This window comes from Shewanella denitrificans OS217, assembly GCF_000013765.1.
Classification (GTDB): Bacteria; Pseudomonadota; Gammaproteobacteria; order Enterobacterales; family Shewanellaceae; genus Shewanella; species Shewanella denitrificans.
On sequence record NC_007954.1, the window covers coordinates 2,723,744 to 2,737,600 of the forward strand.

Consider the following 13,857-nt stretch of genomic DNA (forward strand, 5'->3'; position numbering starts at 1 on the left):
CTAAACCCTTTTAAGCTTTTCTAGGGTTTGGCTTAGATTCTCATCTAACGGCGCCTGCACTTGCATGACTTCATCATTCTCTGGGTGAATAAATTTAAGCTCGGCGGCGTGAAGAAATAAGCGGTTTAAGCCGTGAACACGCATACTGTCATCAAAGGATTGCTCGCTGTACTTATCATCACAAGCAATGGCATGACCTGCAAACTGGCAATGAACACGAATTTGATGGGTACGGCCAGTCACAGGGCTCGCTTTCACTAAGGTGCAGCCATCATAACGCTGCATAATGCGAAAACGCGTTTCGGAGGCTTTACCTTCGGCGTTCACTCGCACAATACGCTCACCTGAGGCTAAGGTGATTTTAAGTAACGGTGCCTTGATGGATTTATCTTTTGCCTGCCATTCGCCGCGTACTAAAGCCAAATAGTCTTTTTGCATGGTTTTATTGCGCAACTGATCGTGTAAATGTTTCAGGGCACTGCGTTTCTTAGCCACCAATAACACCCCGGAAGTGTCTTTATCCAGACGATGCACTAATTCTAAGAATTTCTGTTGTGGCCGCAGTGAGCGCAAACCTTCGATAACGCCAAAGTCTATGCCACTGCCACCATGGACTGCGATACCTGCAGGCTTATTTAGCACGATTAAATGCTTATCCTCGTGGATAATGCGGGTTTCAAGCACAGACACTCGGGATAAGTTCGCCGAGGGCGCCGTGCGATAATCTTTTTCAGCCATTCTGACGGGCGGAATTCGCACAACATCACCGATCTGTAACTTATATTCCGGCTTGATGCGCTTTTTATTCACTCGCACTTCGCCCTTACGCACGATACGATAAATCATGCTTTTAGGAACGCCTTTAAGGGCTGTGATTAAATAGTTATCGATGCGTTGCTCGAAGTGATCTTCATCAATTGTGACCAATTGAACTTGTGTGGGAGTTTCAGTATTCATAAGGCGCCATATAGTGATTACCGCGCTATTGTACAACAAGTTAACTGGCTGTGGGTACAATAAGAATGTCGGCTTTTGATTGCTCAATAAGATTAATGTTGCTATATTTCCCCAGTGAATGAGGATAAGCAGTGCATAAAGTGTTCATAAGCACTCATTCAACGGGAGACCAATCCACAACATCCCGTGATGATTAAGGTCGCAAATCATTGATTTGCAAATTGTATATAGATAAAAAACGACAAAAACGTTTCGACAATTAAACCTAAACCCTCACTTAACACCCAAGATGCTTTTGGCCGTCTCCACCCCCAAATTCGAACGATATTTTAGCTTGTTATCAAACAAACCGACTCGACTTGGGCATTAACGGATGTAAATGACATAATTTATGGGGTTGGTTGATGTTTTACAACGAATTCCTTGTTTTTGTAATCATTAGAAAATAAGCCATAAATAGGATGCGACACGCAGCGATGCGTCTTACAGTGATGCGCACCTAAATTGCCTGAATACTCGCCGTGAGGCGATGTGCGTGAAAATTCAGGCCCGTTATGCAACGACTCGCGATGTTTGATGACCTTATTTAGAAGAATGATGTCATCATGAAACGTATGTTAATCAATGCAACTCAATCTGAAGAGTTGCGCGTAGCCCTAGTTGATGGGCAACAACTGTATGATTTGGATATTGAAAGCCCAGGTCACGAACAGAAAAAATCAAACATCTACAAAGGTAAAATTACCCGTGTAGAACCCTCTCTAGAAGCGGCTTTTGTGGACTATGGCGCTGACCGTCACGGTTTCTTGCCCCTCAAAGAAATTGCCCGCGAATATTTCCCAAAAGGTTATTCATTCCAAGGTCGTCCTAACATCAAAGAAGTGGTGCAGGAAGGTCAACAAGTTATCGTTCAAATCGATAAAGAAGAGCGCGGTAATAAAGGTGCGGCACTTACCACCTTTATCAGTTTAGCGGGTTCTTATTTGGTATTAATGCCTAACAACCCTCGTGCTGGCGGCATATCTCGTCGTATCGAAGGTGATGAGCGTACCGAGCTTAAAGAAGCCATGGCTGATCTTGAAGTGCCAAACGGCATGGGCCTTATCGTGCGCACCGCCGGCGTTGGCAAAGAAGCCAATGAGCTTAAGTGGGACTTAAAAGTACTTCAACATCATTGGGATGCTATTCAAGAAGCATCCCAATCACAGAATGCTCCTTTCCTTATTCATCAAGAAAGTAACGTCATAGTTCGCGCTATTCGCGACTACTTACGCCGTGATGTGGGCGAAATCCTTATCGATCATCCCCGTATTTTTGAAGAAGCAAAACAACACATAGGTTTAGTGCGTCCTGATTTCGTTGAGCGCGTAAAGCTTTATGAATCAGAAGTGCCACTATTTACTCACTTCCAAATCGAATCTCAGATTGAATCTGCATTCCAACGTGAAGTGCGCCTGCCATCGGGCGGCTCAATCGTCATTGACCCAACTGAAGCCTTGACCTCTATCGATATCAACTCGGCCCGCGCCACTAAAGGCGGCGATATCGAAGAAACAGCACTTAACACCAACCTAGAAGCTGCCGATGAAATTGCCCGTCAATTACGTCTACGCGACTTAGGTGGCCTAGTGGTTATCGATTTTATCGATATGACCCCAGTTAGACACCAGCGTGAAGTTGAAAACCGCATGCGTGATGCTGTGCATCATGATCGTGCTCGCGTGCAACTTGGCCGCATTTCACGTTTTGGCTTAATGGAAATGTCGCGTCAGCGTCTGCGCCCTTCTCTTGAGGAATCGGCAGCACACATTTGTCCACGCTGTCATGGTCAAGGTACGGTTCGTAGTACTGAGTCTCTGGCATTATCGATTTTACGTTTGATGGAAGAAGAAGCCATCAAAGAAAACACGTCTCAGATAGAAGCCATAGTGCCTGTTGATGTGGCCGCCTTCTTATTAAATGAGAAGCGCAAAGCTATTCGCATCACAGAAGAGCGTCACGGTGTTGAAGTGTACATCATCCCTGATGAACACATGAAAACGCCAGATTACCGCGTTGTGCGTCACAGAACTGATGACGAAATGACAGAATCTAGCTATAAGCGTGTTGAAGCCCCGCTATCCAAGCTTTATGAACCACGTAAACTTGAACGCGCAGCTGCGCCGCAACCTGCACTTAAAGGGTTTGCTGCACCGCAAAAAGCCCCTGATGCCCCTGTAAAAGCAACCCCAGTAGTTCAAAGCACTCAACCGGGTTTAGTTACCCGCATCATAGCCGGCATTAGCGCCCTGTTTAGCTCACCAAGCAAGAGCGCGGAGCCCAAAGCTGAAACTAAAAGCACCGCAAGCGAAAGCCGTCCTGCCAATAACACTCGTCCTCGCCGCAGTGATGGTCGCAGTGATAGCCGCAACGACAACCGTCGCAGCCGCAATGATAGCGACAGCCGCAACCGTAACGATGCTGATAAGAACAAAGACACTCGTGGCCGCAATAAGAAGACTGATAAAGAACGTAACGTTCGTGATGCAGACGACAAGCGCCCAGCAAGAACTGATAATCGTAACGATAGCCGCACTGACAAGGCACTTAAGCAAGAGCAGCCTGTTCAAGAAGCCGTTGAAAGCGTTGAAGTTAAAACTGAGAAAACCCCTAAGCAAGAAGCAGCCCGTGAGCGTCGTCAACGCCGCAATATGCGTCGCAAGGTGCGTATTGAAAACGAGCAAGTGACTCAAGATGCTGATCTAACATCGACTGACACTGCAGAAGCTGTCAAAACCGATGCAGCGCTTAACACTCCAGCTGCACAAGTAGAGCCGACGCCTACGCAAGATACAGACAAGGGTTCACACCTTGACCAGTCTGCCAGCGCCAAGAAAAGCGATGATTCAGAAAGCAGAAACTCACGTACTCGCCGTCAACCTCGTAAAGAGAAAGCCGAGCAAGTCACCAGTGAGTCAAGTGATGAAGCTTCAGCTCCTTCGGTAGCGACTGCTGAAATCCCAGCGAGCGATGCTGGAACGGTTGAACCTAAGCAAGCTGTAGATGTCAATGCTGAGCAAGATGATGACGCTAAAGAAGGCCGTGATGGTCAACGCCGTAGCCGTCGTAGCCCACGTCATCTTCGCGCAGCAGGCCAACGCCGTCGCCGTGATGAAGATGATACCAGCCAAGGCGCGGTATTCTCATCGGTTGATGAGCTTGAAAAGCAGCTCAATGACGAACAAAATGCCATTGCTGCCCAAAAGCTCAATGGTGAAGCCCAGCAAGCTGCACCAAGCGCTGTTGAGCAGGCTGAAGTAAGCAATGCAGCAAACAACATCGAGATCAATGACAAAGCAGAAGCTGCCACTGAAACAGTGACTGAGACAGCGAACGCTGAAGTAAAGACTCAGGATGTCGACACTGTAGCAAGCCCAGTAGCAGAAGAGAAAGTTGAAGCTAAAGTTGAAGCAACGACGCCAGCTGAAACTCAGGCTAATACAGATGCGTCTATTGAAGTCGCCACTGAAGTTAAGGCTGAAGTTAAGGCTGAAGTAACTGCGACCGCAGAACCAGCAGTTGTCACTGAAACCAATAACACTGATGAAGCTATTAAAGCGACGAAAGAGGCCTCTAATGCCTCGGCACCTATGGCTAAGCCTGCGATTCCTGCGCGTAAAGCCGTGGCGCAAGTTGCTCCAGCTCTGGCACCTTCAAGCACAGAAGCAAGTACGGTAAGCAGTGCCGCTGCTAAGCCTACTGGCGGCAGCCGCTTCGGTACTATGGTCAGTTCAGATATGACTAAACCTGTTGTTCATGAAAGATCACAGCAGGATACGCCAAAGGGCCGTGAATACGACAATACAGCTACCGAAGACGCAACACCTAAGAGTAAATTAGGTAATAGTGCATCATCGGGTATGCACAGACCGTAACTTGCAGTTGGCATCAAAGAGCCATGCTAACTAGCGTGGCTTTTTTATTTATTGCAGTAGCGAAAGATTATCAAAAAGCACTTGTTTGTCAGCTAGACTAGATTGAGCATTCAATCGGTTCACTGCGACATTCCATTAACGCATGGAAAACATGCCCAAGTAAAAATACAGAGGTTCAATGTTCGATCTTCTCCGTCATAAAACCAGTAGCCATAAGGCTGATATTTTATCAGGCCTGACTGTGGCACTGGCCCTTATTCCAGAAGCCGTAGCTTTTGCGTTCGTGGCTCACGTGGAGCCCATGGTCGGCCTGTACGCCGCCTTTATTATGGGATTAATCACCGCCGTTATTGGTGGACGTCCTGGGATGATTTCTGGCGCTACCGGCGCTATGGCCGTGGTCATGGTGTCTTTAGTGGTGGAACACGGAGTGCAATATTTATTCGCTGCCGTGGTCTTAGCCGGGATAATCCAAATAAGCGCCGGCGTGTTTAAGCTAGGTAAGTTTATTCGCATCGTGCCCTACCCAGTCATGATAGGCTTTGTGAATGGCCTCGCGATTGTGATTTTCTTAGCCCAACTTGGCCAGTTTAAAGTCAAAGACGCGGCCGGCAACATGGTATGGATGGCTCAGGAGCCATTAATGCTAATGTTAGGCTTAGTGGCGCTTACCATGGCGATTATTCACTTTCTGCCTAAGTTAACCACCGCCATACCCTCATCGTTAGTGGCTATTTTAACTGTCACCGCCATAGTGGTTGGCATGGATTTAGATACCCGCAATGTACTTGATTTCCTAAAAACAATGAGCGGAAATGACAGTGCGACCATTGCAGGCAACTTGCCATCCTTTGCCATCCCAAGCGTGCCGTTTAATTTTGAAACCTTCTATATTATCTTGCCTTATGCTTGTATTTTAGCGGCAGTCGGCTTAATCGAATCGCTTCTGACGTTAACGGTTATCGATGAGATGACCAATAGCCGTGGCCGTGGTAACAAAGAATGTGTTGGACAAGGCGTAGGTAACATCACCAGCGGTTTCTTCGGAGCCATGGGCGGCTGTGCCATGATTGGTCAGTCGATGATCAACATTAACTCAGGTGGCCGCGGCCGTTTATCTGGGATAACGGCTGCCATAGCCTTACTGGCGTTCATCTTATTCGGCTCAGCCTTTATTGAAATCATTCCTCTGGCCGCATTGGTGGGCGTGATGTTCATCGTGGTGCTGGGTACGTTTGAATGGGCAAGCTTTAATGTGATGAACAAGGTGCCTAAGCACGACGCGTTTGTCATCATACTTGTGACCACAGTGACTGTGTTTACCGACTTAGCCTTTGCGGTATTTGTTGGCGTCATCGTTTCAGCGCTGGTGTTTGCATGGGAACACGCGAAACACATCAATGTTGAGAAAAGTATCGATGCTAATGGCTGGAAAGTGTATCGCTTAAATGGGCCACTGTTCTTTGGCTCAGTGGCAAACTTCCTAGACTTGTTTGATGCCGCAGACGATCCACAAGATATTATCGTTGATTTTCAAAATTCTCGAGTTGCCGATCACTCAGCACTCGATGCCATAGACACGCTAGCGGAGCGTTATGTGGCCGCAGGCAAGCGTCTGCACTTACGTCACTTAAGTCAAGATTGTAAAGCCTTGCTACACAAGGCCCGCGACTTAGTGGAAGTAAACCAAATTGAAGATCCTCACTACAAAGTGGCCGATGATAAACTAGATTCATAAGGCTTTAGCTTATTAACTTCAGGGCGACTTATCTTAAGTCGCCCTTTTTTATGCTCTGCTTTGTCCGCTTCTGAACGATACAGAAAACAGTCACTAGTCGTACTCAGCCATTAGCCTTTGAGTTTATCGGCAAATTGCTGCTTGAATTTGTCGAGTTTAGGTTTCACCACCATTTGGCAATAGGGCTGCTCGCCATGTTTAGCAAAATAGTCATCATGGTAGTGCTCTGCCGGATAAAAATGCTCAAATGCAACCACTTGGGTCACTATGGGTTTAGGCCAAACTTGGGTTTGAGTTAATTGACTAATCATCTGATTGGCGGCGTCAACCTGAGCGCTGTTGTGGCAAAAAATTACCGAGCGATATTGAGGGCCTTTATCGTTACCCTGTTGATTAAGTGTGGTGGGATCGTGACTGGCAAACAGCACTTCAAGCAGGCTTTCAAAATCAATCAAGGCTGGAGAGTATGTTATCTGCACCACTTCAGCATGACTCGTCGTCCCTTGGCACACAGCATCATAATTTGCATCATGAGCATCACCGCCGCTGTAACCAGATTTGACCTCGACAACCCCCTTAAGGGCGGCAAATATTGCCTCGACACACCAAAAGCATCCGGCACCAAAGGTCGCGAGCTCAGTATTTGATACGGCATTTGTGTCGTCAATTGGCTGAAACACCATGGAGACAGAATTAACGCAGTGACGAATATTATTCGCCGTTAACTGCTCTCCTTCAAACACATGGCCAAGATGTCCATCACACTGGGCACAGGTGATTTCAACCCGGCGACCATCGGCATCCACATGGCGGTTAACGGCGCCTGGCAATTCATCATCAAAGGCGGGCCAACCGCAATGGGCATTAAATTTATGTTCACTCTTGTATAAGGGAGCAAGGCATTTTTTGCATAAATACACGCCTTTAGCATTGTGATTAACATATTCACCACTAAACGGCCGCTCAGTGCCTTTTTGCTCTATCACGTATTGTTCAAACTCTGTCAGTTTTTGCATGGGTTTTGCTCCAGTTACTTGGGCGAGACTTTAATAAATCATTAACGATTAACAATGTAAACGGCCTTTTTTCTACCATAAGTGTCAACAACACGTTGTTAATTAATGTCAGCTTAAAAATATTGACCGTTAATCGTCTCAAAAAATTGCCCCTAACCTACTGCGAGGTTAAAATCATCTCGGGTTAAAAATAAAATAAGTAGAATATAATGAAATTAGAAACAATTGATTATTTAGCGCCAGACAGTGCCGAGCGCTTTGTGGCCTCTTTACGTGAGACAGGTTTTGGGGTGTTATCAAACCACCCAATTAAAAAAGAGTTGGTTGAAGCCATTTATCAAGAATGGTATGAATTCTTCCAATCTGATGAAAAAAATGAGTTTTTATTTAAACCAGAAACTCAAGATGGCTTCTTTCCTGCCTCTATTTCTGAAACAGCCAAAGGTAATACGGTTAAAGATATCAAAGAATATTACCATATTTACCCTAACGGCCGAGTTCCAGCTTCATTAAAGGCCAACATTAATGAATATTATGCACAAGCCAATGCGTTTGCCGCGGAATTATTAGGTTGGATTGAGAAGTTTTCCCCTAGCGATGTGGCGAAAAAATTCTCCATCCCCTTGCCAGAGATGATCAAAGACAGTGAAAAAACCTTGCTCAGGGTCTTGCATTATCCACCGATGAAAGGCAATGAGGAAATGGGTGCCATTCGCGCAGCAGCCCATGAAGACATTAACCTTATCACTGTCTTGCCTGCGGCCAATGAACCTGGTCTTCAAGTGAAAGCGAAAGACGGTACTTGGTTAGATGTGCCCAGTGATTTTGGCAGCATTATCATCAATATCGGTGACATGTTGCAAGAAGCGTCTGCGGGTTATTTCCCGTCAACATCCCACAGGGTGATCAACCCTGAAGGCACGGACAAAACCAAATCACGGATTTCTTTACCATTGTTTTTACACCCTAATCCAGAAGTTGTCTTGTCTGACCGCTATACAGCAGACAGCTACTTGATGGAAAGATTACGTGAACTTGGTGTCATCTAAGTAATATCAGCAATCTTTTTTATTGATTAAAAAGCGCCTTAGGGCGCTTTTTTTATGGCAAAACGCCATAACAATTCATCCAATAACAAGGTAGAATAGCGCTTTTGTTATATTTCGCGGTAAACAGCGCGGTAAAAAGGCACAAATCATGGCAATTCAGTGGTACCCAGGGCACATGCATAAGGCTCGCAAAGAAATCGAAGAGGCCATGCCTCAAGTCGATTTAGTGATCGAGGTGCTTGATGCACGTATCCCATACAGCAGTGAAAATCCTATGATTGCACAGCTCAGGGGCGATAAACCTTGTATCAAGTTGCTTAATAAAGCCGATTTAGCGGATCCCGAAATCACAGCCCAATGGATTGAATACCTTGAGCAAGAGCAAGGGGTTAAAGCCTCTGCCATCACCACGCTGCAACCAGGCATGGTTAAGCGTATTCCCGATATTTGCCGTAAACTCGTGCCACACCGAGATATCACAGAAAAAGACATTCGCACCATGATAATGGGCATTCCTAACGTCGGTAAATCTACTATTATCAATACATTAGCTGGACGTGTTATCGCTAAAACTGGTAACGAGCCGGCGGTCACTAAAAACCAGCAACGCATTAATTTGCGTAATGGCATAGTCCTTTCCGATACCCCAGGTATTTTGTGGCCCAAAGTGGATAACGAAGCTAGCAGTTACCGTTTAGCCGTCACTGGCGCCATCAAAGACACCGCCATGGAATATGAAGACGTGGCACTGTTCGCTGCGGCTTACTTCCTAAAAGCCTATCCAGACGCTATTTGTGAGCGTTATAAACTTAAAGAGTTACCTAAGGATGATATGGCTCTGCTTGAAGCCATAGGTCGTTCACGAGGTGCACTCAGACCCGGTGGGCGTATTGATTACCACAAGGTGTCTGAATTACTGCTGCATGAGTATCGCTCAGGTCAAATTGGGTTATTGACCTTGGAAACCCCTGCTATGGTGGAAATTGAAAAGGTTGAAGTGGCCCGAGTATTAGCCGAAAAAGAAGCCATCAAGCAACAAAAAATTGAGTTGGAGCGATTAAAACGCTCTGGAAAGCGTCATAACGATTAAACTCAAGTTGCAGAAAAACTGAAATTGAGCTGAGCGGGTTTTCTCAGCCAACAATAGCCTAAGGTCATTATGCCTTGGGCTATTTGCTTTTTAGGCATTGTTATTCGATATTAGTCAGTTGTGCTTGTTGTCGCTGAATTTGTTGTGCTAACACATCTAAACTCGCTTCCAGCAAATCAAGCACCCGCTCAAAACCTTCTCCATCACCATAGTAAGGATCAGGCACTTCTTCGATACCAAGTTCTGCGAACGATAACATCAGCTGCAATTTATGCTGTAAGTATGCTGGGCACATTGCCTTAAGTTCAATTAAATTTGACCTGTCTGCCGCCAAAATCAGATCGAAGTGCTCAAAATCCTCAACGCTCACTTGCCGTGCCTGCATAGCGGTAAAGTCTAAACCGCGCTTCTCCCCTGCTTCCACACTACGCTTATCGGGTCCATGGCCTTGATGAAAGCCTATGGTGCCCGCAGAATCTATTACTGTGGCTAACTGATACTTAAGTATTTTCGCCCTAAAGATGGCTTCTGCTGTGGGGGAACGGCAAATATTACCCATGCAGACAAATAAAATTCGATTGATCATCACATTCCTTATCTCTCGTTGACTGGCACTGTACATGTATATTTGGATATGGCTATTGACATCACCATACTGAATACAGGCCCCAGCTTATGCTGACGTAGTGCTTATGACGGCAAAAATGATACACTCTAGCCACATAATAAAAACAGATATGACAAAATGAAACCAAAAAACAATCATGGAATTAAGCGTATTATTCGCGCCACAGGATTTTCTTTAAACGGCCTCACCTTAGCCTATCGCAATGAAGCCGCCTTTAGACAAGAATTAGTACTCATGGCTATTGCACTGCCCCTCGTACTTTGGCTCGATGTCACCTATGTTGAGCGCATATTACTGATCCTCGGGCTGTTTATCGTACTGATAGTTGAGCTGTTAAATTCTGCCATCGAAGCTGTGGTTGACAGGGTGGGTGAAGAAATCCATCCTTTGAGCGGTCAAGCTAAAGATATCGCCTCTGCCGCCGTCATGCTCAGCCTAATACTTTGCGCCACAATTTGGTGCCTCATCTTAGCGCCGCGATTGTTCAATTTTTTTTAGCTTGGCCTAGACACGAAGCTGAATACATTTACTCATTAATCACTTAATTCGACAGTAACCTGATAGCTTGCTCTATCTGCAGCAAGCGCTCACTTTTACCAAGATAGGCGGCATAAAGGGTACGTTTAATACTTTGCACCCCTTGAACTAAATTCAGTTTTTTGTCCGATAACGCTTGAATAATCAACGCATTTGGCAAAAATGCACTGCCGCCATTGTTAAGTAAAAAATCCAATGCAATTCGCGCTGAACTCGTATGCAGCACAGGTACAGGCAGTAGCGAAAACTCTTGGGCATGCATGATATTAAAGGCAGTGCCCCAATCAACTTTAATATAAGCCTGTTGCTGAGCCTCTTGTAATGAAGCATGCGGCTTATCTGACACTAAACTTAACTCAATTTGAGCTAACTGCACGATTTCCACCTCATCGAGTTTAGGTGGCTCAAAGGTAATGGCTATATCTAATGTGCGCTCAATTAATTGCCGGGTCATTATTGTGCTGGTTAAGATTTCAGCCCTTAAGGCCGCGCCCGGCAAGCCTAAATGCAAAGGCTGCAGATGTTGCTGCAGATAGGCATCCCAAATATTATGACCCGCAGCTAAAGTGAGCTGAGTAGTATGATTTTGACTTAAGGAAATATCTTGCTTAGCCCGCTCCCACGCCGTAAGCACAGCTTCGGCGTGTCCTAATAATCGCTCACCTGCAGGAGTCGGGTGAATGTTATTACGTAAACGCTCGAATAACTCAACCCCGAGTATTCCCTCTAACTGTTTAACTCTAAAGCTGACTGCGCTTCGAGTCAGATAAAGGTTTTCAGCAGCCTTGCCAAAATGCCGGGTTCGAGAAACTTCTAAAAAGGTTTTTAATAAATCCGTATCCATAAATTTTCTTTACCATCAAAGACAAAATATTTTGATTTTAAAATCGAGAATACTAGCCAATACTCCAGTTGCAAACCATTGTATTTTATATTCTAGAAGGTGCCGACCATGACTCAGCAATCATTTACCCCAACTCTAGGTAGTGAAGCAATCGCAGCGAATACTGGGATGAGCTTTGTGTCTACTAAACGCTTCTATGATGATGCTAATTTTCCGAAAGGTTTTAAACGCTGCGGAGACTTTACCAGCAAAGAAGCTGAATTACTTGAACTTCATGGCCATGCCATGAAAAATTTAGTCGAAGGTAAACAGCTTGCCTGCACCCCAGATGAAGACCAATTCATTCAAGCGGCACAGGGCAACATAACCCCAACGACTCAGTTTGAATTATTGTGGGCCAAATACGTCAAGCTAGCCAAGGGCAAGCCGTTTTACGCTGTAGTAGGCACGGTTCACGCTCCAAGTGCCAAAGCCGCTGTAGAAGTGGATATCGAATTTGATGACATCGACGATGATAGCGCCAGTGATGAAGAGCCTGAGGCAGACTAAACACCCGTAGCACCTTTGCCAATAACCGTTCACATTTGGCTGCAGCCGTCAAAGACTACAGTAGAGTGAAACTTTAAGGACGGCTAACATTTCCCCCTATCACATGAGCGCTATTGCGCTCATGTTTCGTTTCTACCTCACAGCGCCTAAGTATTCAGCTTAATGACATCAACAAGCCCTCAGCTAGTTGTTCAGTTCAAATTCGCCATCAATGCTGCACAAATTGCCATACTAATGCATTTTTTATGATTTAACTGAAATTTTTGTTTACAAAAAACCAACAAGTAATGCATAGTGTTTACCTTAAACTAGTCATTTAGTCTTACTTATGATGAGTAAACTTAGTGCTTTTTGGCTTAGCTAATTGAGGATAATGAAGAAAAACAACACTTTTGCAAAAAAATGTATGTATTACGCTATCCTTTAAACTGGTATTGCATCTGTCTATTTTGCTCTGCTTTGGTTTGTTTCAGTGTGGCTATGAATTTCTTTCTATTCGCGTCTTAGTGCTGCCCGTTGTCGTTTATCAAAAATAATAATAATGATCCGAGGAACACATGCTTAGAAAATGCTCGTTAGGATTACTCACCTTAGTTATAAGCGCTTCATTGGCTCAAGCAGAGGAATATAAGCTTAATTTAGGGCTTTTTTACGCCAACTCAGACTCCAACATTTTAGTCTCTGACACTAAGGGCGGTAATTTCCCCTTAAGTTTCGAAGATGACTTACTGCTCGATGAGAAACAGTTCTTACCTTACTTCGAGTTCACTTACGATTTTAATGAACGCCATCACCTGTATATCGATTGGAAACAACTGCACCGGACAGCACAAACCCCATCCCTAGAGAAAGCTTTTCAAATTCGCCTCGATGGGGTTGATTATGATGTGAAAGCAGGCGGTAAGCTGCAAACAACCTTAGATGTTGACATCATGCGCTTAGGTTACGGCTATGATATTTGGCAAGGAACCCATTACAGTATTGGCGCGACTTTGGGTTTGCATACCATGTTTGTGAAAACTGAATTTGAAGGAACCATAGGCATTTGTGTCCCTGATAACTCAAGTGCTGAGCTATGTGACAATGCGATTGCCAACCCACAGGTTATTGATGAAAACTTCACGGCGCCACTGCCCAATATCGGCGTTTATGCCAATTATGAATTTTATCCCAACTGGCAACTCATGTTCCATGCGCAATATTTCTCGATTAAATATAAAGACGTGAAAGGCTCACTTAAGGACATAAAAATTGGCGTAGAGGCCAAAATTTCCGATAACTGGTTCTTAAATCTAGCTTACAATTATTATCGCGTCGATGTGGATATTGCAGAAACAAGCACTCAGAACAACCAAAGCTTTAAAGTGTCAGATTACAGTATCGATTACAGCTTCACTGGCCCAGTTTTTTCAGTCGGTTATCGTTTCTAAAGTACTCATACATAGATTTAACACTCAGGTTTATTGTGCAGAAATAACTCAACCAAGTTAACACTCTTGCTATATTTAAGGATATTGCTCTTGTTTGGGTACCGT

11 protein-coding genes are annotated in these 13,857 nt (G+C 45.0%); 7 read left to right on the forward strand and 4 right to left on the reverse strand.

Translation table 11 applies throughout. The features are described from left to right. Positions 1-957: a 23S rRNA pseudouridine(955/2504/2580) synthase RluC gene (rluC, locus tag SDEN_RS11935; protein WP_011496732.1), complete on the reverse strand. Its 957-nt coding sequence runs from the start codon at positions 955-957 to the stop codon at positions 1-3. A 605-nt stretch (positions 958-1,562) separates the two neighbouring features. Here rluC and rne point away from each other — a divergent pair. Further along, entirely contained in the window at positions 1,563-4,871 is a 3,309-nt protein-coding gene (gene rne, locus SDEN_RS11940) for a ribonuclease E (RefSeq protein ID WP_011496733.1), read from the forward strand. A 178-nt stretch (positions 4,872-5,049) separates the two neighbouring features. Further along, on the forward strand, positions 5,050-6,609 hold the full coding sequence (locus SDEN_RS11945) for a SulP family inorganic anion transporter (protein WP_011496734.1): 1,560 nt from the start codon (positions 5,050-5,052) through the stop codon (positions 6,607-6,609). Between the two features lie 110 nt (positions 6,610-6,719). On the opposite strand, the gene SDEN_RS11950 is transcribed toward SDEN_RS11945, so the two are convergent. After that, positions 6,720-7,625 (reverse strand): bifunctional methionine sulfoxide reductase B/A protein, encoded by a 906-nt coding sequence (locus SDEN_RS11950; protein WP_011496735.1) that lies wholly within the window; start codon positions 7,623-7,625, stop codon positions 6,720-6,722. A gap of 209 nt (positions 7,626-7,834) precedes the next feature. Here SDEN_RS11950 and SDEN_RS11955 point away from each other — a divergent pair, with 209 nt between their 5' ends. Beyond that, positions 7,835-8,674 (forward strand): 2OG-Fe(II) oxygenase family protein, encoded by an 840-nt coding sequence (locus SDEN_RS11955; protein WP_011496736.1) that lies wholly within the window; start codon positions 7,835-7,837, stop codon positions 8,672-8,674. A gap of 148 nt (positions 8,675-8,822) precedes the next feature. After that, positions 8,823-9,764 carry a ribosome biogenesis GTPase YlqF gene (gene ylqF / locus SDEN_RS11960; protein ID WP_011496737.1) on the forward strand — a complete coding sequence of 314 codons (942 nt, stop codon included), beginning with the start codon at positions 8,823-8,825 and terminating at the stop codon, positions 9,762-9,764. A 100-nt stretch (positions 9,765-9,864) separates the two neighbouring features. Here ylqF and SDEN_RS11965 read toward each other — a convergent pair whose 3' ends face one another. Then, the gene (locus SDEN_RS11965) at positions 9,865-10,350 is read right to left on the reverse strand and encodes a low molecular weight protein-tyrosine-phosphatase (protein WP_011496738.1); all 486 of its coding nucleotides are present in this window, start codon (positions 10,348-10,350) and stop codon (positions 9,865-9,867) included. Positions 10,351-10,509: 159 nt separating this feature from the next. Here SDEN_RS11965 and SDEN_RS11970 point away from each other — a divergent pair, with 159 nt between their 5' ends. Continuing rightward, a complete protein-coding gene (locus tag SDEN_RS11970; protein ID WP_011496739.1) occupies positions 10,510-10,890 on the forward strand; it encodes a diacylglycerol kinase in 381 nt (126 codons plus the stop codon). A gap of 43 nt (positions 10,891-10,933) precedes the next feature. Here the strand turns inward: SDEN_RS11970 and hdfR are convergent, their stop codons facing one another. Beyond that, positions 10,934-11,773 carry an HTH-type transcriptional regulator HdfR gene (gene hdfR / locus SDEN_RS11975; RefSeq protein ID WP_011496740.1) on the reverse strand — a complete coding sequence of 280 codons (840 nt, stop codon included), beginning with the start codon at positions 11,771-11,773 and terminating at the stop codon, positions 10,934-10,936. A gap of 108 nt (positions 11,774-11,881) precedes the next feature. Between hdfR and SDEN_RS11980 the strand changes: the two genes are divergently transcribed. Both SDEN_RS11980 and SDEN_RS11985 read left to right on the forward strand, forming a co-directional pair. After that, the gene (locus SDEN_RS11980; protein ID WP_011496741.1) at positions 11,882-12,322 is read left to right on the forward strand and encodes a DUF413 domain-containing protein; all 441 of its coding nucleotides are present in this window, start codon (positions 11,882-11,884) and stop codon (positions 12,320-12,322) included. 557 nt (positions 12,323-12,879) lie between these two features. After that, the gene (locus tag SDEN_RS11985) at positions 12,880-13,752 is read left to right on the forward strand and encodes an outer membrane beta-barrel protein (RefSeq protein ID WP_011496742.1); all 873 of its coding nucleotides are present in this window, start codon (positions 12,880-12,882) and stop codon (positions 13,750-13,752) included. The last annotated feature ends 105 nt before the right edge of the window (positions 13,753-13,857 follow it).

Bases quoted from the DNA above. Each gene is read 5' to 3' on its own strand.
- rluC (WP_011496732.1), bottom strand. From the start codon at position 957: ATGAATACTGAAACTCCCACACAAGTTCAATTGGTCACAATTGATGAA.
- rne (WP_011496733.1), top strand. From the start codon at position 1,563: ATGAAACGTATGTTAATCAATGCAACTCAATCTGAAGAGTTGCGCGTA.
- SDEN_RS11945 (WP_011496734.1), top strand. From the start codon at position 5,050: ATGTTCGATCTTCTCCGTCATAAAACCAGTAGCCATAAGGCTGATATT.
- SDEN_RS11950 (WP_011496735.1), bottom strand. From the start codon at position 7,625: ATGCAAAAACTGACAGAGTTTGAACAATACGTGATAGAGCAAAAAGGC.
- SDEN_RS11955 (WP_011496736.1), top strand. From the start codon at position 7,835: ATGAAATTAGAAACAATTGATTATTTAGCGCCAGACAGTGCCGAGCGC.
- ylqF (WP_011496737.1), top strand. From the start codon at position 8,823: ATGGCAATTCAGTGGTACCCAGGGCACATGCATAAGGCTCGCAAAGAA.
- SDEN_RS11965 (WP_011496738.1), bottom strand. From the start codon at position 10,350: ATGATCAATCGAATTTTATTTGTCTGCATGGGTAATATTTGCCGTTCC.
- SDEN_RS11970 (WP_011496739.1), top strand. From the start codon at position 10,510: ATGAAACCAAAAAACAATCATGGAATTAAGCGTATTATTCGCGCCACA.
- hdfR (WP_011496740.1), bottom strand. From the start codon at position 11,773: ATGGATACGGATTTATTAAAAACCTTTTTAGAAGTTTCTCGAACCCGG.
- SDEN_RS11980 (WP_011496741.1), top strand. From the start codon at position 11,882: ATGACTCAGCAATCATTTACCCCAACTCTAGGTAGTGAAGCAATCGCA.
- SDEN_RS11985 (WP_011496742.1), top strand. From the start codon at position 12,880: ATGCTTAGAAAATGCTCGTTAGGATTACTCACCTTAGTTATAAGCGCT.